This window comes from Herbaspirillum sp. GW103, from assembly GCF_000261365.1.
Taxonomy (GTDB): Bacteria; Pseudomonadota; Gammaproteobacteria; order Burkholderiales; family Burkholderiaceae_D; genus Herbaspirillum.
Window position 1 is genome coordinate 381,197 of record NZ_AJVC01000003.1, and the last position, 16,803, is coordinate 397,999.

At 62.9% G+C, this 16,803-nt stretch carries 18 protein-coding genes; 14 read left to right on the forward strand and 4 right to left on the reverse strand.

All coding sequences use genetic code 11. The features are described 5' to 3' along the window. Window positions 1-48: 48 nt before the first annotated feature. Entirely contained in the window at window positions 49-834 is a 786-nt protein-coding gene (locus GWL_RS05185) for an IclR family transcriptional regulator (RefSeq protein WP_008327443.1), read from the reverse strand. A 331-nt stretch (window positions 835-1,165) separates the two neighbouring features. Between GWL_RS05185 and GWL_RS05190 the strand changes: the two genes are divergently transcribed. From GWL_RS05190 to GWL_RS05245, 12 genes are all read left to right on the forward strand, one after another. Then, window positions 1,166-2,179, forward strand: coding sequence for a sulfate ABC transporter substrate-binding protein (locus GWL_RS05190; RefSeq protein ID WP_008327445.1), 1,014 nt, complete (start codon window positions 1,166-1,168; stop codon window positions 2,177-2,179). Window positions 2,180-2,242: 63 nt separating this feature from the next. Continuing rightward, window positions 2,243-2,839 (forward strand): NADPH-dependent FMN reductase, encoded by a 597-nt coding sequence (ssuE, locus tag GWL_RS05195; RefSeq protein WP_008327447.1) that lies wholly within the window; start codon window positions 2,243-2,245, stop codon window positions 2,837-2,839. A 141-nt stretch (window positions 2,840-2,980) separates the two neighbouring features. Beyond that, window positions 2,981-3,964, forward strand: coding sequence for a sulfonate ABC transporter substrate-binding protein (locus tag GWL_RS05200; protein ID WP_008327449.1), 984 nt, complete (start codon window positions 2,981-2,983; stop codon window positions 3,962-3,964). Window positions 3,965-4,069: 105 nt separating this feature from the next. Next, window positions 4,070-5,236 (forward strand): FMNH2-dependent alkanesulfonate monooxygenase, encoded by a 1,167-nt coding sequence (gene ssuD / locus GWL_RS05205; protein WP_008327452.1) that lies wholly within the window; start codon window positions 4,070-4,072, stop codon window positions 5,234-5,236. A 7-nt stretch (window positions 5,237-5,243) separates the two neighbouring features. Continuing rightward, entirely contained in the window at window positions 5,244-6,089 is an 846-nt protein-coding gene (ssuC, locus tag GWL_RS05210) for an aliphatic sulfonate ABC transporter permease SsuC (RefSeq protein ID WP_008327462.1), read from the forward strand. 30 nt (window positions 6,090-6,119) lie between these two features. Then, window positions 6,120-6,953, forward strand: coding sequence for an ATP-binding cassette domain-containing protein (locus GWL_RS05215; RefSeq protein WP_008327463.1), 834 nt, complete (start codon window positions 6,120-6,122; stop codon window positions 6,951-6,953). A gap of 106 nt (window positions 6,954-7,059) precedes the next feature. Next, a complete protein-coding gene (locus tag GWL_RS05220; protein ID WP_006464491.1) occupies window positions 7,060-7,275 on the forward strand; it encodes a molybdopterin-binding protein in 216 nt (71 codons plus the stop codon). Between the two features lie 107 nt (window positions 7,276-7,382). Next, window positions 7,383-7,967 carry an alpha/beta hydrolase gene (locus tag GWL_RS05225; RefSeq protein ID WP_008327464.1) on the forward strand — a complete coding sequence of 195 codons (585 nt, stop codon included), beginning with the start codon at window positions 7,383-7,385 and terminating at the stop codon, window positions 7,965-7,967. A 158-nt stretch (window positions 7,968-8,125) separates the two neighbouring features. After that, window positions 8,126-9,016 (forward strand): sulfate ABC transporter permease subunit CysT, encoded by an 891-nt coding sequence (gene cysT, locus GWL_RS05230; protein WP_008327465.1) that lies wholly within the window; start codon window positions 8,126-8,128, stop codon window positions 9,014-9,016. A 1-nt stretch (window position 9,017) separates the two neighbouring features. After that, window positions 9,018-9,923, forward strand: coding sequence for a sulfate ABC transporter permease subunit CysW (cysW, locus tag GWL_RS05235; RefSeq protein WP_008327466.1), 906 nt, complete (start codon window positions 9,018-9,020; stop codon window positions 9,921-9,923). A gap of 9 nt (window positions 9,924-9,932) precedes the next feature. Continuing rightward, window positions 9,933-11,012: a sulfate/molybdate ABC transporter ATP-binding protein gene (locus GWL_RS05240; RefSeq protein ID WP_008327467.1), complete on the forward strand. Its 1,080-nt coding sequence runs from the start codon at window positions 9,933-9,935 to the stop codon at window positions 11,010-11,012. Next, window positions 11,009-11,944 (forward strand): CysB family HTH-type transcriptional regulator, encoded by a 936-nt coding sequence (locus GWL_RS05245; RefSeq protein ID WP_008327469.1) that lies wholly within the window; start codon window positions 11,009-11,011, stop codon window positions 11,942-11,944. Before GWL_RS05240 ends, GWL_RS05245 begins: the two co-directional genes overlap by 4 nt. Window positions 11,945-12,097: 153 nt before the next feature. On the opposite strand, the gene GWL_RS05250 is transcribed toward GWL_RS05245, so the two are convergent. Both GWL_RS05250 and GWL_RS05255 read right to left on the reverse strand, forming a co-directional pair. Further along, window positions 12,098-12,298: a hypothetical protein gene (locus GWL_RS05250; protein WP_008327471.1), complete on the reverse strand. Its 201-nt coding sequence runs from the start codon at window positions 12,296-12,298 to the stop codon at window positions 12,098-12,100. A gap of 146 nt (window positions 12,299-12,444) precedes the next feature. Beyond that, window positions 12,445-13,296 carry a M15 family metallopeptidase gene (locus GWL_RS05255; RefSeq protein ID WP_008327472.1) on the reverse strand — a complete coding sequence of 284 codons (852 nt, stop codon included), beginning with the start codon at window positions 13,294-13,296 and terminating at the stop codon, window positions 12,445-12,447. Window positions 13,297-13,515: 219 nt separating this feature from the next. Here GWL_RS05255 and GWL_RS05260 point away from each other — a divergent pair, with 219 nt between their 5' ends. Further along, the gene (locus tag GWL_RS05260) at window positions 13,516-13,803 is read left to right on the forward strand and encodes a hypothetical protein (RefSeq protein ID WP_008327473.1); all 288 of its coding nucleotides are present in this window, start codon (window positions 13,516-13,518) and stop codon (window positions 13,801-13,803) included. A 549-nt stretch (window positions 13,804-14,352) separates the two neighbouring features. On the opposite strand, the gene GWL_RS05265 is transcribed toward GWL_RS05260, so the two are convergent. After that, a complete protein-coding gene (locus tag GWL_RS05265) occupies window positions 14,353-15,165 on the reverse strand; it encodes a phosphodiester glycosidase family protein (protein ID WP_050978069.1) in 813 nt (270 codons plus the stop codon). Between the two features lie 412 nt (window positions 15,166-15,577). Between GWL_RS05265 and GWL_RS05270 the strand changes: the two genes are divergently transcribed. Continuing rightward, on the forward strand, window positions 15,578-16,708 hold the full coding sequence (locus GWL_RS05270; protein WP_008327475.1) for a branched-chain amino acid ABC transporter substrate-binding protein: 1,131 nt from the start codon (window positions 15,578-15,580) through the stop codon (window positions 16,706-16,708). Window positions 16,709-16,803: the final 95 nt, after the last annotated feature.

Consider the following 16,803-nt stretch of genomic DNA (forward strand, 5'->3'; position numbering starts at 1 on the left):
ATTCTCTTCATTCTTTTCATTCTCTTCCATTAGCTGCAGCATGAAGCTTCAGTCGCGCTCCTGGCGATACCCCAGCGCCGACGAAATCTGGCTGGCCGTGCTCACCAGGTCATCCACCCATTCATCCTGCAGGCGGTCGGCCGGTGCCGAGATCGACAGGCCCGCCACCAGCTTGCCGCTGTCGTCGCAGATGCCGGCGGCCATGCAGCGCACGCCCAGCTCCAGTTCCTCGTTGTCGCGTGCGTAGCCGAGCGCGCGCACCATCGACAGTTCGCGCTCCAGCTTGCTCAGATCGGTGATGGAATTCTTGTTGTGCCCGGCCAGCCCGGTACGGGTGGCATAGGCGCGCACGTTCTTGGGATCATCCACCGACAGAAACAGCTTGCCGGTCGAGGTCAGGTGCAGCGGCGCCCGGCCACCGATGGCGCGCACCACCTGCATGCCGGAACGTTCAGAAAAGGAGCGATCGATATATACGATTTCGTCCGCCTGGCGCACCGACAGGTTGATCGTCTGGTGCGTCTTGCGATGCAGGGCGCGCATGAAGTCCAGCGCCGCCTCGCGCACCGACAGCCGGCTCTTGACGATATTGCCCAGCTCCAGCAGGCGCATGCCCAGCCGATAGGTACCCGGCTCGACGCGATCAACGAAACGCTTGACCACCAGATCGTTGAGGATGCGGTGCGCCGTCGACGGATGCAGATCGGTCGCCGCCGACAATTCCTTCAGACTGACCGGGTCGGGATACTCCGCCAGCGCGTCGAGCAGCGAGACCATGCGCTCGATGACCTGGATGGAAATGTGTTCTGTCTCGCCTGCAGCTTCTTTTTTCATGGCGCGGCCTGGTGCGTTGCAATATGACGGTTATACCACAATGTGAAAAGAACAAAAAGTCCGAGCGTGCTTTTCTTGAATGACGGGAGCTTCACCCGGAACATCGATCCCCCCGCAAAGTGGCGCCGGACGGGGAGGGTGGGATGGTGGTATTTCCGCACGCTCGTCCCGGTACGCAAGGCTTGGGCGAGATGGATCGGTGGTCTTGTTGCTGCGCCCTGATCTTTCATATCTGTTTTGTGCATATCGAGAGAAGAAAGTATTCGTTCTTTTTGGTCAGCCGGCTCATTAACCTGTGTTCTCCAAAACAACAGAACATGCGGGAACGGATATGCTCAAGAAGATCATCAAATCGGTCGCCGCCGCCCTGGTGCTGGCACAAGCCGCACACGTGGCACAGGCGGCCGATATTTCGCTGCTCAATGTCTCCTACGACCCGACGCGCGAACTCTATGCCGACTACAACAAGGCTTTCGCCAAGTACTGGAAGCAAAAGACCGGTGACAACGTCACCATCAAGGCGTCCCACGGGGGCTCGGGCAAGCAGGGCCGTTCGGTGATCGACGGCATCGATGCCGACGTGGTGACGCTGGCGCTGGCCTACGACATCGACGAAATCTCGGAAAAGGCCAAGCTGCTGCCGGCCGACTGGCAAAAGCGCCTGCCGCACAACAGCTCGCCCTATACCTCCACCATCGTGTTCCTGGTGCGCAAGGGCAACCCCAAGGGCATCAAGGACTGGGACGACCTGATCAAGCCAGGTGTGTCCGTCATCACCCCCAACCCCAAGACCTCGGGCGGCGCCCGCTGGAATTATCTGGCGGCCTGGGCCTATGCCAAGCGCAAGGGCGGTAGCGACGACGCTGCCCGCGACTACATCGCCAAGCTCTTCAAGAATGTTCCGGTGCTGGATTCGGGCGCTCGCGGCGCCACCATCACCTTTGTCGAACGCGGCATCGGCGACGTGCTGCTGGCCTGGGAAAACGAAGCCCTGATCTCCCTGAAGGAATGGGGGCCCGACAAGTTCGATATCGTCGCGCCCTCTCTTTCCATCCTGACCGAGCCGCCGGTGGCGGTGGTGGACAAGGTGGCCGACCGGCGCGGTACCCGCAAGGTAGCCGAAGAATACCTGAAGTACCTGTACTCGGACGCGGGCCAGGAGATCATCGCCAGGAACTACTACCGTCCCATCGATCCCAAGATCGCTGCCAAGTACGCTGCGCAATTCCCGAAGCTGAATCTGGTGACCATCGACAAGGAGTTCGGCGGCTGGCAGAAGGCGCAGAAGACGCACTTCGCCGATGGCGGCACCTTCGACCAGCTCTACGCGCCCAACAAGAAGTGACCTGAACCTGCAAGAGGGACCTGCCTGGCCGGTTCCATCTACCCCTCAGCACAAGCACACGACATGAGCATCCTGTTACTGGCCGGCAGCCCCTCGGCCCCCTCCCGTTCCACCCGTCTGCTGCACCACGTCGGCGACAAGCTGGCCCGGCGCGGCCACCGCTACGCCCGCCTGGACGTGCGCGATCTGCCGGGGCAGGCCATCCTGCGCGCCGACTGGAACGATGCCCATATCCAGGCCGCGCTGGCCACTGTCGAAGAAGCTTCCGCCGTCGTGGTGGCCACCCCGGTCTACAAGGCGGCCTACAGCGGCATCCTGAAAGCCTTCCTGGATTTGCTGCCGCAGTTCGGGCTGACCAACAAGCTGGTATTGCCCCTGGCCACCGGCGGCAGCCAGTCGCACATGCTGGCGCTGGATTATGCGCTGCGCCCGGTGCTGTCGTCGCTGAACCCCCGGCACGTGCTGCCCAGCATCTACGCTACCGAGGCGCAAGTGAGCTGGAGTGAAGAAAAAGGTCTGGTGCTGGACGCTCCCATCGAAGCCCGCGTCAATGAGGGCGTGGAGCAGTTGTCGGCCAGCCTGTCGGCTCTGCATCAGGTCGCACCTGAAGAATTTGGCGAGATTCCCTTCTCGCAGCTGCAATACAGCGTCTCTTACTAAGTAAGTAACTAATAACTAATAACTAACTAACTAACTAACTAACTAACGAACGAACTCACGGCCCCTGCGCCTGGCAAGACCGCCGGCGGGTATGGCGGAAGGGCCGCGCTACGTCCAAACATCTGGAATCAGGAGAAAAACGTGTCCGCCAACAAGAAAAAGAGCATCCAACTTTCCCGTCGCCGCTCGCTGGGGCAACTGTCCGCCATCGCCCTGGGCGCGTTGACCATCGGCCTGGGCAGCAGCCCGGTACAGGCGCAGCAAACCAGGCTGCTGCGCATCGGCTATCAGAAGGCAGCCAATACCCTGGTGCTGTTGAAAGCCCATGGCGCGCTGGAAAAGCGCCTGCAAGCACTGGGCGTGGAAGTGAAATGGGCCGAGTTCACGGCCGGTCCGCAATTGCTGGAAGCCTTGAACGTCGGTTCGGTCGATTTCGGCTATGTCGGTGAAGCCCCGCCGATCTTCGCCCAGGCCGCCGGTGCCGACTTCGTCTACACCGCCTATGAAATCCCGACCCCGGAGGCCGAGGCACTGCTGGTCCCCAAGAATTCCTCCATCCAGAGCGTGGCCGAACTCAAGGGCAAGAAGGTCGCCTTCAACAAGGGTTCCGACGTGCACTGGCTGGTGGTGGCCTTGCTCAAGAAGGCCGGTCTGCAATACGGCGATATCGAGCCGGTCTATCTGGCGCCGGCCGATGCCCGCGCCGCCTTCGAGCGCGGTGCGGTGGATGCCTGGGCGATCTGGGATCCGTTCCAGGCCGCTGCCGAAAAACAGATCGGCGCACGCCGCCTGGCCAGTGGCGCGGGGGTGGTCAGTCATCATCAGTTCTTCCTGAGTGCGCGTCCGTTCGCGGTCAGGAACCCGCAGGTGCAAAAGATCCTGCTGGAAGAAGTGACCCGCGAAGGGGAATGGGTGCGTACTCACACCGCCGAGGCGGCGGCCCAGCTCGCCCCGATCCAGGGCTTGGATGCGGACATCATCGAAACCGGCCTGAAGCGCTACGCCCACATCTACAAACCGGTCGATGCGCAAGTGCTGGCCGAGCAGCAGAAGATCGCCGATGCCTTCTATCAGCTCAGGCTGATCCCCAAGCCGCTCAAGGTCAGTGATGCCGTCCTCAAATGATCTGCAGTTTTAAATTATTTAAATAATGTAAATAATTTAAATAATTTTAACAATTAAAATAATTTTTATCACACCGGTTGAATTGTCGAAGCACAGGAGTCTTTCATGAACGTTTTCTGGTTTATCCCCACCCACGGCGACAGCCGCTATCTTGGTACTGCCGAAGGGGCGCGCCCGGTCACCCATGACTACATGAAACAGGTCGCCGTGGCCGCCGATACGCTGGGCTACGACGGCGTGCTGCTGCCCACCGGCCGCTCCTGCGAAGACGCCTGGGTGGCCGCGGCCAGCCTGATCGATGCCACCCGGCGCCTGAAATTCCTGGTGGCGGTGCGCCCCGGCCTGACTGCACCTACGCTGTCGGCGCGCATGGCCGCCACCTTCGACCGCCTCTCCAATGGCCGCCTGTTGATCAACGTGGTCACCGGCGGCGATCCGGTGGAGCAGGAGAGTGATGGTGTCTTCGGTAGCCACGCCGAGCGTTATGAAATCTCCGATGAATTTCTCAAGATCTGGCGTGAGGTCCTGAGCAAGACCCATACCGGCGAAGAGACCCATTTCACGGGCAAGCACCTCAGCGTCAAGGGCGCCAAGGCGCTCTATCCGCCGGTGCAGCAACCCTATCCGCCACTGTACTTTGGTGGCTCCTCGGAAGAGGCCATCGACCTGGCCGCCGAGCAGGTTGATGTCTACCTGACCTGGGGCGAACCGCCCGCCGCCGTGGCCGAGAAGATCTCCCGCCTGCGCGAACGCGCCGCTCGGGCAGGGCGCACGCTGCGTTTCGGCATCCGCCTGCACGTCATCGTGCGCGACACCAATGAAGCCGCCTGGCGCGCCGCCGATGAACTCATCAGCCGTCTCGATGACGAGACCATCGCCAAGGCCCAGGCCAACTTTGCCCGCATGGATTCGGAAGGGCAGCGGCGCATGACCGCTCTGCACGGCGGCAGACGCGACAAGCTGGAAGTGAGCCCCAACCTGTGGGCTGGCGTCGGCCTGGTACGCGGCGGTGCCGGCACGGCACTGGTGGGAGACGGCCCGACGGTGGCTGCACGCATGAAGGAATATGCGGATCTCGGTATCGATACCTTCATCCTGTCCGGTTATCCGCACCTGGAAGAATCCTACCGTTTCGCCGAACTGGTGTTCCCGCTGTTGCCGCGTGCCCGGCGCGGGACCCCGACCGGCTACAACCTGACCGGTCCCTTCGGCGAGATCGTCGGCAATACCGAACTGCCCAAGGCCGCGCCGGTGCGCGTGTCGGCCAGCTGAGGTCAGCATGACGAGTGCCTCCGATACCGTACTGCCGGGCGCTGCCAGCGCCGCGCAGCCATCGGCCAAGACCAAGGCCGTCGCCAAGAAATCGCGCCCGCAGCGCGATGCCTGGATTGGCTGGATCCTGCCGCTGCTCTTGCTGGTGGGGTGGGAAATCGCCGCCCAGGCCGGCTGGCTCTCCAGCCGCATCCTGCCCGAACCGTTCGCGGTGCTCAAGGCTGCCTGGCAGCTCTCGGCCACCGGTGAACTGTGGCACCACCTGGCCGTCTCCAGCGCGCGTGCAGCCTCCGGCTTTGCCGTCGGTGCCGGGCTGGGGCTGATCCTGGGACTGCTCTCGGGCAGCCTGCGTTGGGCCGAATTGCTGCTCGATACCACCCTGCAGATGGTGCGCAACATCCCGGCGCTGGCCTTGATTCCGCTGGTGATCCTGTGGTTCGGCATCGATGAAACGGCCAAGCTGTTTCTGGTCGCCGTGGGCGTGTTCTTCCCGGTCTATCTCAATACCTTCCACGGCATCCGCGCGGTGGACCGGGGTTTGATCGAGATGGCGCGCAGCTATGGTCTGTCGGGCTGGCCGCTGTACCGCGACGTGATCCTGCCGGGCGCCTTGCCCTCCATTCTGGTGGGCCTGCGCTTTGCGCTGGGGCTGGTGTGGGTGCTGCTGATCGTGGCCGAGACCATTTCGGCGCAGGCCGGCATCGGCTACATGACCATGAATGCCCGCGAATTCCTGCAGACCGATGTGGTGCTGGTGGGCATCCTGTTGTACGCCCTGCTGGGCAAGCTGGCCGATACCGCGGCGCGGGTGCTGGAGCGCTACTGGCTGCGCTGGCATCCCGGCTACCAATGACATCCCCCATGAACGCATCAGGAACCCATCATGCGCAATGACCTCCAGGAACACCAGCAGTTGAGCCGCACCGCCGCCCGGGGCGTGGGCCTGAGACTGCGCGCCGTGTCCAAGGTATTCAGCGGCCGCAGCGTGCTGCACGACATCGATCTGGATATCGAACCCGGCGAATTCGTCGCCATCGTCGGTCGCAGCGGCTGCGGCAAGAGCACCTTGCTGCGCCTGGTGTCCCGGCTCGATGGCGCCAGCGGCGGCGAAGTCCGCTATGAACACGCCGGCAGCGGCCCGGCCGAGGTTCGCATCATGTTCCAGGAGGCGCGCCTGCTGCCGTGGAAGCGGGTCCAGGCCAACGTGGCGCTGGGCCTGCCGGCACAGGCGGCGCCACAAGCGCTCAAGGCGTTGCGCCAGGTCGGCCTGGAGCAGCGCGCCGACGAATGGCCGGCGGTGCTTTCCGGTGGCCAGCGTCAGCGTGTGGCGCTGGCGCGCGCGCTGGTGCACGACCCGCAATTGCTGCTGCTGGATGAACCGCTGGGCGCCCTCGATGCGCTTACCCGCATCGAGATGCAGACCCTGATCGAATCGCTCTGGCGCGAACGTGGTTTCACCGCCTTGCTGGTGACCCACGACGTACAGGAAGCCATCGCCCTGGCTGACCGCGTGCTGCTGATCGAGGATGGACGCGTGGCGCTGGACCAGCGCATCGACCTGGCGCGCCCGCGTTCACGCGGCCAGGCCCAGTTTGCCGCGCTGGAAGAAGCCATCCTGGCGCGGGTGCTGCGGCACCCCGGTAGCGAGGCGGTGACAGAGCCATCTGAAGCTTTCTTCACGCCACGTGGCGTACAGCAGGTGCAGTGGGCGGTGTGAATTTGAGCGCATGAAGGTTTGACCCGATTTTCGGTTCTGTAGTCGTATCCCATTTCAACCCCTGCGGCGCGGCAGGTGCCGACGCCGTTTCATCAAGGAGCAAAGCATGACCATTCAGGCAATCAACGTCCGTAACCAGTTCAAGGGCAAGGTCAAGGCCATCATCGAAGGCTCGGTGGTATCCGAAGTGGATGTGGAAACCCCGGCCGGCATCGTGACCTCGGTCATCACCACCCGCTCCGTGAAGGACCTGGGCCTGACCATCGGCAGCGAAGTGGTGGCGCTGGTCAAGGCCACCGAGGTGTCGATCGCCAAGTTGTGATCGCATGAGCTCCCCGCCGCTGCGTATCGTCAGCGGCGCGGGATCTTTGCCCGCAGCCCCATGGCCTCAGGCATACTGCATGAATCATCACTCGCTGTGGAGCCTGCATGAGTCTGACCTCTCCTTCTTCCTCCATCACGCCGGCGCGGCTGGCGGATTTTCGTGTATTGGTGGCACCGGGCCTCTCCGACAGCGGCCCGGAACACTGGCAGTCGCGCTGGCAGCGGCTGTATCCCGCCTTCGAACGGGTGCAGCAGGAGGATTGGGAAACCCCCGACCTGCCGCGCTGGTCGGCCCGCCTGGGCGAAGTGCTGGCGCGCGATGGCCGGCCTACGGTGATCGTGGCGCACAGCTTCGGCTGCCTGACCACCGTGCATCGCACGGCGGCCCTGCAGGCGGCCTCCGAGGGCTCTGCGCATCCCATCGCGGCGGCCTTGCTGGTGGCGCCCGCTGACCCGGTCAAATTCAGCCTGAGCGCAGCGGTGCGGCACAAGCTGCCGTATCCCGCCTTGGTGGTGAGCAGCGAGAACGACCCGTGGATGAGCGCCGAGCGCGCCCGCCACTGGGCCGAGGCCTGGGGCGCGCAGTTCCGCTCGGTGGGCGCACGCGGCCACATCAATTCCGAATCCGGACTGGGCGACTGGACCGAAGGGCAACAGTGGCTGCTGGAGTTGCTCGAACGCATCAATTGAGCGTTTGCTGTCGCCGTTCCCAAGCGCATCAGGCCCGGTGAAGACCGCGGTTTATGCGCTTTTCTTCTAAAGACATGCAAAAAGCTTCGTTCTCTTTATAACCAGCGGGTGCGAATATCGCGCATCCATAGTCGCATTGGTAATAACAAGAGAACGACATGTCTTCTTCCCCTGTATCCCTTGCCGCCCCCGGGGCGGTGCCGGCCAAGGCCGCTGCCGGCACCAGTGGACGTGTGCTGCCCGGTTTCCGGCTGTCGCTGGGCTTCACCATCTTCTACCTGGCGCTGATCGTATTGATCCCGCTGTCGGCCTTGTTCCTGAAGACCTTCACCCTGACCTGGAGCGGCTTCATCGACGCGGTGACCTCGCCGCGCGTGATGGCTTCCTATCGCTTGAGCTTCGGCGCTTCGCTGATCGGCGCCTTCCTCAACGTGATCTTCGGCGGCATCGTGGCCTGGGTGCTGGTGCGTTATCGCTTCCCCGGCAAGCGCATCATCGATGCCCTGGTGGACCTGCCTTTCGCCTTGCCCACTGCGGTGGCCGGCATCGCCCTGACCACGCTGTATTCGCAGAACGGCTGGCTGGGCAAGCTGCTGGTGCCGCTGGGCATCAAGGTCGCTTTCACCCCGCTGGGCGTGCTGGTGGCGCTGACCTTCATCGGTCTGCCCTTCGTGGTGCGCACCGTGCAACCGGTGCTGGAAGAAGCCGAGCGCGAGCTGGAAGAAGCTGCCGCCAGCCTCGGTGCCAGCCGCTGGCAAACCTTTGTCCGGGTGATCTTCCCGACCATTCTGCCGGCGCTCTTGACCGGGTTTGCACTGGCGTTTGCGCGCGCCTCCGGTGAATACGGCTCGGTGGTCTTCATCGCCGGCAACATGCCGATGGTGTCGGAAATCACGCCGCTGTTCATCGTCACCAAGCTGGAACAATACGACTACGCCGGTGCCACGGCCATCGCCATGGTGATGCTGGTGGTGTCCTTCCTGCTGCTGTTGACCATCAATCTGCTGCAAGCCTGGACCCGCAAGCGCGGCCAGTCGGAGAGGAACTGAGATGAGCGCCACCCCCGGTTCCGTCCTCCACCAGGCCCAGGCGATTGCGCGTGGCGAACCGCCCTTGACGCCGGCTGCCACCACCGAACCGTTTTGGGTCCGGGCGCTGCTGATCGGCATCGCGCTGGTGTTCCTGACCCTGTTCCTGTTCGTGCCACTGGTGGCCGTGTTCTACGAAGCCCTGCGCAAGGGATGGGATGTCTATGTTGCGTCCATCACCGAAGCCGATGCCTGGTCTGCCATCAAGCTGACCCTCATCACCGCCGCCATCGCGGTACCGCTGAACCTGGTCTTCGGGGTGGCTGCCGCCTGGGCCATCGCCAAGTTCGAGTTCCGTGGCAAGAACGTGCTGCTGACGCTGATCGACCTGCCGTTCTCGGTTTCGCCGGTGATTTCGGGCCTGATCTACGTGCTGCTGTTCGGCCTGCAAGGTTATCTCGGCCCCTGGCTGCGCGAGCATGACATCAAGATCCTCTTCGCCGTGCCGGGCATCGTGCTGGCCACGCTCTTCGTGACCTTCCCGTTCGTGGCGCGCGAGCTGATCCCGCTGATGCAGTCGCAGGGCAGCGAGGAAGAAGAAGCCGCGCTGGTGCTGGGCGCCTCCGGCTGGCGCACCTTCTGGCACGTCACGCTGCCCAACATCAAGTGGGGCCTGCTGTATGGCGTGATCCTCTGCAATGCCCGCGCCATGGGCGAGTTTGGCGCCGTCTCGGTGGTGTCCGGTCATATTCGCGGCGAGACCAATACCATCCCGCTGCAGGTCGAGATCCTCTACAACGAATTCAACATCACCGGCGCCTTCGCCGTGGCGTCGCTGCTGGCCTTCCTGGCCCTGGCCACGCTGGTGATCAAGAGTGTCATCGAGTGGCGGCTGCACCAGCAGCACAGCGCCAGCGAACAAGTCTAAGGAGTCACCATGAGCATCGCAGTCCATCACATCCAGAAGCGTTTCGGCAGTTTCACCGCGCTCAACGACGTTTCGCTCGATTTTCCGACGGGCGAACTGACGGCCCTGCTGGGGCCGTCCGGCTGCGGCAAGACCACGCTCTTGCGCATCATCGCCGGTCTGGAATCGCCCGATTCGGGCCAGGTGCTGCTCGATGGCGAAGACGCTTCGGCGCGCCACGTGCGCGAACGCCAGGTCGGTTTCGTGTTCCAGCACTATGCGCTGTTCAAGCACATGACCGTGTTCGAGAACATCGCCTTCGGCCTGCGCGTCAAGCCGCGTGCGCAACGTCCCTCGGAGGCCATCATCGGCGAGAAGGTCAAGCGTCTGCTGGAACTGGTGCAACTGGACTGGCTGGCCGAGCGCTATCCGCCGCAGCTTTCGGGCGGCCAGCGCCAGCGCATTGCCTTGGCCCGGGCACTGGCGGTGGAGCCGCGCGTGCTGCTGCTGGACGAACCGTTTGGTGCCCTCGATGCCAAGGTGCGCAAGGAACTGCGCCGCTGGCTGCGGCGCCTGCATGATGAACTGCACGTCACCAGTATCTTCGTCACCCACGACCAGGAAGAAGCGCTGGAAGTGGCCGACCAGGTAGTGCTGATGAACAAGGGGCAGGTCGAGCAGATCGGCACGCCCGAGACGGTCTACAACCATCCGGCCTCACCCTTCGTCTACGGCTTTCTGGGCAATGTGAACCTGTTCCATGGTCGCCTGCATGAAGGCGTACTCGATGCCGGTGGTGCGCGCTTCGAGGCCCCCGGCCACGACGATATCCGCGATGCAGCCGGCGTCGGTTTCGTGCGTCCGCATGATCTCGACGTGGAACGCTATGCGCCCGGTGCCGAAGGCATCGTGGTACAACTTCGGCGCGCGCATGCCATCGGTCCGCTGGCGCAACTGGAACTGGAGCGCGATGACAATGCCGAGCTGATCGAAGCCGTCATCCCCAATGAACGCTTCGCGCAACTGGGCTTGAAGAACGGCGAGACGCTGGTGGTGCGTCCGCGCCGCCTGCAGGTCTTTGCACAGCAGGAAGGAGGGCAGGCACGATGAATTTCCAGCAGCTGCGTTCCATCCGCGAAGCCGCGCGTTGCGGCTTCAACCTGACCGAAGTGGCCAATGTGCTCTTCACCTCGCAACCCGGAGTGAGCCGCCAGATCCGTGAGCTGGAAGAAGAGCTGGGCGTGGAGATCTTCGAGCGCAACGGCAAGCGCCTGACCGGCCTGACCGAACCCGGCAAGGGCATCCTCGGCATCGTCGAGCGGCTCCTGCTGGAAGCCGAGAACCTGCGCCGTGCCAGCAAGGAATACGCCGGTGAGCAGAACGGTACGCTCTCCATTGCCACCACCCACACCCAGGCGCGCTACGTGCTGCCGCGCGTGGTGCAGGCGTTTCGCGATGCCTTCCCGCAGGTGCGCATCGCCCTGCAGCAGAGCGCGCCGGAACACATCGCCGAATGGGTCATCTCGGGCAAGGCCGACATCGGCATCGCCACCGAAGGCCTGTCGCAGTTCAAGGAACTGGTGTCCTTCCCCTGCTATACCTGGAGCCACGTGATCGTGGTGCCGCAAGGCCATCCTTTGCTGGGGCTGGAGCAGGTCACGCTGGACGATCTCGGCACCTGGCCGCTCATCACCTACGACGTCGGCTTTACGGGCCGGGGCCACATCGATGAAGCCTTCCGCCAGGCCGGCATCGAACCGGACATCGTGCTCACGGCCATGGATTCCGACGTGATTCAGCAATACGTCTCGCTGGGCATGGGTGTGGGGCTGGTGGCCTCGATGGCGGTGGATCAGGGCAAGCATCAGGAGATGGTGGCCATCCATGCCTCGCACCTGTTCAAGGCCAATATCGCGCGGCTCGCAGTGCGGCGGGGAGCGTATCTGCGCGGCTATGCCTTCGATTTCATCCAGCAGTTCGCGCCGGAGCTCAAGCGCGCCGACATCGTCAATGCGCTCAATGAGGCCAATGCGCAATCCTGAAGGGATGGTCGGGCAGGGGAGGCTGGCCAGATGGTGTGGCATGTCGCGGGGGAGTGGAACTGTACCGGGCCACTTCCCCGAAGTGACAGAACAAAGGCCGGGCAGTGTTTGCGCACTGTCCGGCCTTTGTCATTGCGGGCGGGGTGGTGCCGCTTACACCGTGCGGGTCGGTGTCGTGGTGAAGGTGCTGGTATCCGTACTGCTGGGCTGGGCGGTAGTGGACTGGGCCACTTGGGTGGACTGTCCGGTGGCTTTCAGGATGTCGTTGAAATTGATGGCTGGCTTCTTCTGCGCCTGCTGGCCGCCGGCTGGTGCGTTGCCGTGATAAATGGCGGAAATGGAATTGATCGACATGCGTACACTCCTCAAGTAAGGCTGTCCCCCGGGCAGCGCCCAGACCGGTATTGCCGGGGCAGTATAGGGGGGGACTTGGTGTCTGCTGCGTCGGTTTACCGAAACTTGCGCATCTTTACCTGTCCTGCATGGACGGCGTGCGCTGCTTACTTGCGCAGGCGCGCGGCGCACTGATCGCGCAGGCGGGTATCTTCGGGTGCATCGTCATCGGCCTGTGCCCCGTCCGGATGTGCGCACCGCCGGTAGCGGGCGACGTAGCGTTCAAACTCGGCGCGTGCCTGGGCCTTGGGCAGGCTGGCCAGTTTCAGGATGAAGCTGCGGCTGCCGATCTCGAAGTGCTGGTAATCGATGGGTTGTTTCCACTGGCCGCCCCAGACCAGGAATCCGTGTTCATAAAAGACGCTCACCACCTCCTCGGCCATGCCCGGTTGCAGCGGCATGCGTTGCAGATAGGCTGCGCCCTTCGGCGGCAGGACCTCCTGTTCGGTGCTGCCCGCCTTGCTGACATACGGGTTTTGCAGCGGGTTGATGTCGATGGCCGCGCCATAGGCATGCTTGGACCAGCCACCACCGCCCGTCATGGGTCGGCCATTGAAGGCCGAACTGTTGTTGGCGGCCATGGAGCGCTGGTCGTCGCCTTCATAGGCTTCCAGCGGCTGGGCACCGGCCAGCGGGAAGGAGCGCAGCAGCAGCTCGCCGAACAGCGCTTCCACCTGGGGCGCCAGGGCATCGAGCACCACCACGCTGCCGTGGCGGGTGGCGCCGTCGAAATCGGTGTAGTCGAAGCTGACCGTGGCCAGTTGCGTGCAGCGCACCGGATTGCCCGAGGTGATGACCTTGTTGTTGCGCATCTGGGCGCACTGGGCGGGCGAGACCGGCGTGATGTCGGCATGGGCGGCCAGCGGCAGGCACGTGGCCAGGACGCTGGCGGCCATGGCCAGCAAGCGGCAGACAGGCAAGCGGGCGAGGGCAGGGAAGCGGGCGGTCAGAGTCGTCATGGAGGGCGATGATACGGGTTTTTCGCTGGGAAAGTGTTGTCATGGATGCCACACTGCCTGTGATGGCTGACATCAAGATGCGCTGTTTTCTGACAGCCTGGGCGGGCCGGAGCGGGAATAATCGGGGTCCAGAAGCTGTCGAATTCTGGCAAGCGGGCGCTCTGTGCCTGGCGGGCCGCCATTTCGGCAAATCCCTTCAACAACCTTAGGAGGCATCACATGCAGATTCGTCACACCCTCTTGGCTGCCGCCGTATTCACCGCTGTTCTGGCAGGTTGCAACAAGCGCGACGAAGCGCCGGCCGCTCCTGCTGCCGCCCCGCCGGCCGCATCGGAACCGGCACCGGCAAGCACTGCCCCGACCACGCCGGCGCCGGCCGATTCCGGTACCGCTGCGGGCTCGACCGCCATGCCGGCCGCTCCGACCCCGACCACGCCTTCGGATTCCTCGGCCACCAGCCCGAGCACGCCGCCGGCCACCACTGGCGACAGCGGTACGCAAAAGTAAGCGCCACATCATAAGAGCCAACAAGAACGGCAACAGCCGCACCCTCTCCCGCAGTGGGAACAGCACTGCATACGCCGCGACGGGCGACTGTCGCGGCGTTTTCTTGTTTGGCGGGGGGGGGCAGGGTGGATTGCGGCTTTTTCAGGGAAATGTGAAGCTTCTTGCTGATGACCTGGCTTGCAGGCCGGATCTGTATCAGTGCGCGAAAAATCTTTCCGAACTTTTTTTTGCGGCCCGTAGTCGTACAGGTGGTTGAACTGTTCCTTCAACCTCCCTCTTGATAGGGAACTTGCCCGCAGTGTATTGGCTGCGGGCTTTTTTTTGTCTTGTGGGAGCCTTACGTGGTCATCGAAGTCCTCAAATTAACCTATGTTGCTACGCAAGTCAGTGATCTCGTAAAGATCTCGATGTAGGTTGAAAAGATGCCGAGTACCGAGATAGCTCGCTGGGCTCAAGATCCTGGTGCTTACCCCTGCAAGGTAATTCTTCCAGAAGCTGGCTGGTCAAGATCTAAGTTCAGTACTGCCATTCAAGTAGCGGTTTTCGCCTCTACTTCCCCCCATCCCCCTTCACCACCGCAATCATGGCCCCGAACGCCGGACCCATATTGGCTTCCAGCGTGGGATACATGCGCGAGATGCTGCCATCCAGGTACAAGGCGTCACTGCATTTGAGTTCATCCCGAAGGAAACTGGCGAAATCGTAAAAGCTGATCGGATTGCGCGCTATGGCCAGCGTGACCATGCCGCCCGCGTCCAGGCAGACCGCATTGCGCACCACCTTGTTGGCCGAATCGGGATCGAAGCGCGGATTGATCTGGCCGTCCACGATCATCAAGGGCCCTGATTGCGTGGCATAGCGCGTCACGGCATTCCACAGGCCCAGCTCGGCTTGATAGTCGGAGGTCTCGACGATGTAAGCCTGACGCTCGCTCAACACGAACACCCCATTGGGTTGCAGATAGAAATTGCCATACGCGTTCTTGCGCGTATTGAGGCGGCGCAGCTGGTTGCCGCCTTCCACATACAAGCCCAGCGGCTGCAACTGCTTGTCATAGATGCCGGCATTGGTGGCACACACCATCTGCTGACCCTGATCGCGTAAATGCGCGTCGAGCCGGCTGAAATTGCCCAGCGGCGTGCCGTTGGCATCCTTCCAGTACATGCGGATGCTGTCGCTGCGCGGATCGGCGCGGCAGGTGCTGATGAAGACCCGGTGATACTGGTACTGGCGCACCTCTGCCGCCTGCGCCCGCGGGCTGTTGCCTCCCAGGAGCAGTCCCGGTACCAGGCTTGCTGTGGCCAGCAGTCGCAGGAGGGCAGGGTGCAGGTGGCGGGAGGGGAAAAGAGGGAAGCGAAGCATCGAAACCAGGTCTTGTTCTGCGGGAATGCGGAGGGCGAGGCGGTATTGTAAATGGCGCAAGCCGGGCTTGCCACGGGAAATCCGGATCAGGCCGAAAAGCCAGTCCCATCAAGCCTTTCAGGACAATGCACCGAATTGGATCTTGTTGCAGTGCGGTTCTGCACCGAATGTGGGAAAATGAAGAAAAACAGCATGAAATGTGCGAAAAATCGAAGGCGGCAGCGCATAAATGATGGGGTTTGACGAAATTTCAAAAAAAATTTGCCCCAAATGACGGCAGTGTTACACTCTGCCCCCATGTTGCGGCCAGCCTCCCGTAAAACGGGGTCAGGTATCCACAACCCTACGCGCGCCGGCCTGCTGGCCAGGTAACGGCGCCTCTTGAATCCATTCCATCCCGGAGGAAACGACAATGAAGTTTGCAAGCCGTCTGACCAAGATCGCCCTGGCCGCCGCCACCTTCGCCGGCTGTGCCGCCTCGGCCGGCCTGGCCCACGCCGAAACCGTCAAGATCGCCATCGCCGGTCCCCTGACCGGTGCCGTGGCCCAGTACGGCGACATGGTCAAGGCCGGTGCCCTCACCGCCATCGAACAGATCAACGCCGCCGGCGGCGCCAACGGCAACAAGTTCGAAGCCGTCATGATGGATGACGCCTGCGAACCCAAGCAGGCCGTGGCCGTGGCCAACAAGATCGTCAGCCAGAATATCAAGTACGTGATCGGTCACGTCTGCTCCGGCTCCACCATTCCGGCTTCCGATATCTACGAGAACGAAGGCGTGGTCATGATCACCCCCTCGGCCACTGCACCGCAGCTGACCGAAGCCAAGCCGCACAAGTTCATCTTCCGCACCATCGGCCGCGACGACCAGCAAGGTCCTGCCGCCGCCCGCTACGTGATCGAGAAGCTCAAGCCCAAGAAGGTCGCCGTGCTGCACGACAAGCAGTCCTACGGCCAGGGCGTGGCCTCGTCGGTGAAGGCGGCGCTGGATGCGGCCAAGGTGCCGGTGGTGGTGTTCGAAGGCATCAACGCCGGTGACAGCGATTACTCGGCCATCGTCACCAAGTTGAAGTCGCAGGGGGTGGACTTCGTCTATTTCGGCGGCTACCACCCGGAGATGGGCCTGATCATGCGCCAGGCGCGTGAGCAGGGCGTCAAGGCCGTCTTCATGGGCCCCGAAGGCGTGGGCAACAAGGACATCACCGCCATCGCCGGCCCGGCCTCCGAAGGCATGCTGGTGACCTTGCCGGCCGACTTCGCCGCCGACCCGGCCAATGCCGCCCTGGTCAAGGCCTTCGCTGCCGCCAAGCGTGACGCCAACGGTCCGTTCCAGATGCCGGCCTACTCGGCCGTGAAGATCATCGCCGACGCCATCACCGGCAGCAAGTCCACCGATCCCGAAAAGGTCGCGGCCTACATCCATGCCAACAGCTTCAAGACCCCCATCGGCAACGTCGAATACGACAAGAAGGGTGACCTGAAGGCCTTCAAGTTCGTGGTCTTCACCTGGCACAAGGATGCCACCAAGACCGAAGCCAAGTGATTCTCTTCGAATCGCTGGCCTGACTGTCTGACCTGACGTCAAACCGCGAAATGCCCCATTGCTTCGGAATGGGGCATTTCCACTTTCCGGGTTCC

Coding starts and splice junctions, on each gene's coding strand:
- GWL_RS05190 (WP_008327445.1), top strand. CDS start 1,166: ATGCTCAAGAAGATCATCAAATCGGTCGCCGCCGCCCTGGTGCTGGCA.
- GWL_RS05240 (WP_008327467.1), top strand. CDS start 9,933: ATGAGCATCGCAGTCCATCACATCCAGAAGCGTTTCGGCAGTTTCACC.
- GWL_RS05245 (WP_008327469.1), top strand. CDS start 11,009: ATGAATTTCCAGCAGCTGCGTTCCATCCGCGAAGCCGCGCGTTGCGGC.
- ssuD (WP_008327452.1), top strand. CDS start 4,070: ATGAACGTTTTCTGGTTTATCCCCACCCACGGCGACAGCCGCTATCTT.
- GWL_RS05225 (WP_008327464.1), top strand. CDS start 7,383: ATGAGTCTGACCTCTCCTTCTTCCTCCATCACGCCGGCGCGGCTGGCG.
- GWL_RS05260 (WP_008327473.1), top strand. CDS start 13,516: ATGCAGATTCGTCACACCCTCTTGGCTGCCGCCGTATTCACCGCTGTT.
- GWL_RS05185 (WP_008327443.1), bottom strand. CDS start 834: ATGAAAAAAGAAGCTGCAGGCGAGACAGAACACATTTCCATCCAGGTC.
- ssuC (WP_008327462.1), top strand. CDS start 5,244: ATGACGAGTGCCTCCGATACCGTACTGCCGGGCGCTGCCAGCGCCGCG.
- GWL_RS05265 (WP_050978069.1), bottom strand. CDS start 15,165: ATGCTTCGCTTCCCTCTTTTCCCCTCCCGCCACCTGCACCCTGCCCTC.
- GWL_RS05215 (WP_008327463.1), top strand. CDS start 6,120: ATGCGCAATGACCTCCAGGAACACCAGCAGTTGAGCCGCACCGCCGCC.
- GWL_RS05255 (WP_008327472.1), bottom strand. CDS start 13,296: ATGACGACTCTGACCGCCCGCTTCCCTGCCCTCGCCCGCTTGCCTGTC.
- ssuE (WP_008327447.1), top strand. CDS start 2,243: ATGAGCATCCTGTTACTGGCCGGCAGCCCCTCGGCCCCCTCCCGTTCC.
- cysW (WP_008327466.1), top strand. CDS start 9,018: ATGAGCGCCACCCCCGGTTCCGTCCTCCACCAGGCCCAGGCGATTGCG.
- cysT (WP_008327465.1), top strand. CDS start 8,126: ATGTCTTCTTCCCCTGTATCCCTTGCCGCCCCCGGGGCGGTGCCGGCC.
- GWL_RS05250 (WP_008327471.1), bottom strand. CDS start 12,298: ATGTCGATCAATTCCATTTCCGCCATTTATCACGGCAACGCACCAGCC.
- GWL_RS05220 (WP_006464491.1), top strand. CDS start 7,060: ATGACCATTCAGGCAATCAACGTCCGTAACCAGTTCAAGGGCAAGGTC.
- GWL_RS05270 (WP_008327475.1), top strand. CDS start 15,578: ATGAAGTTTGCAAGCCGTCTGACCAAGATCGCCCTGGCCGCCGCCACC.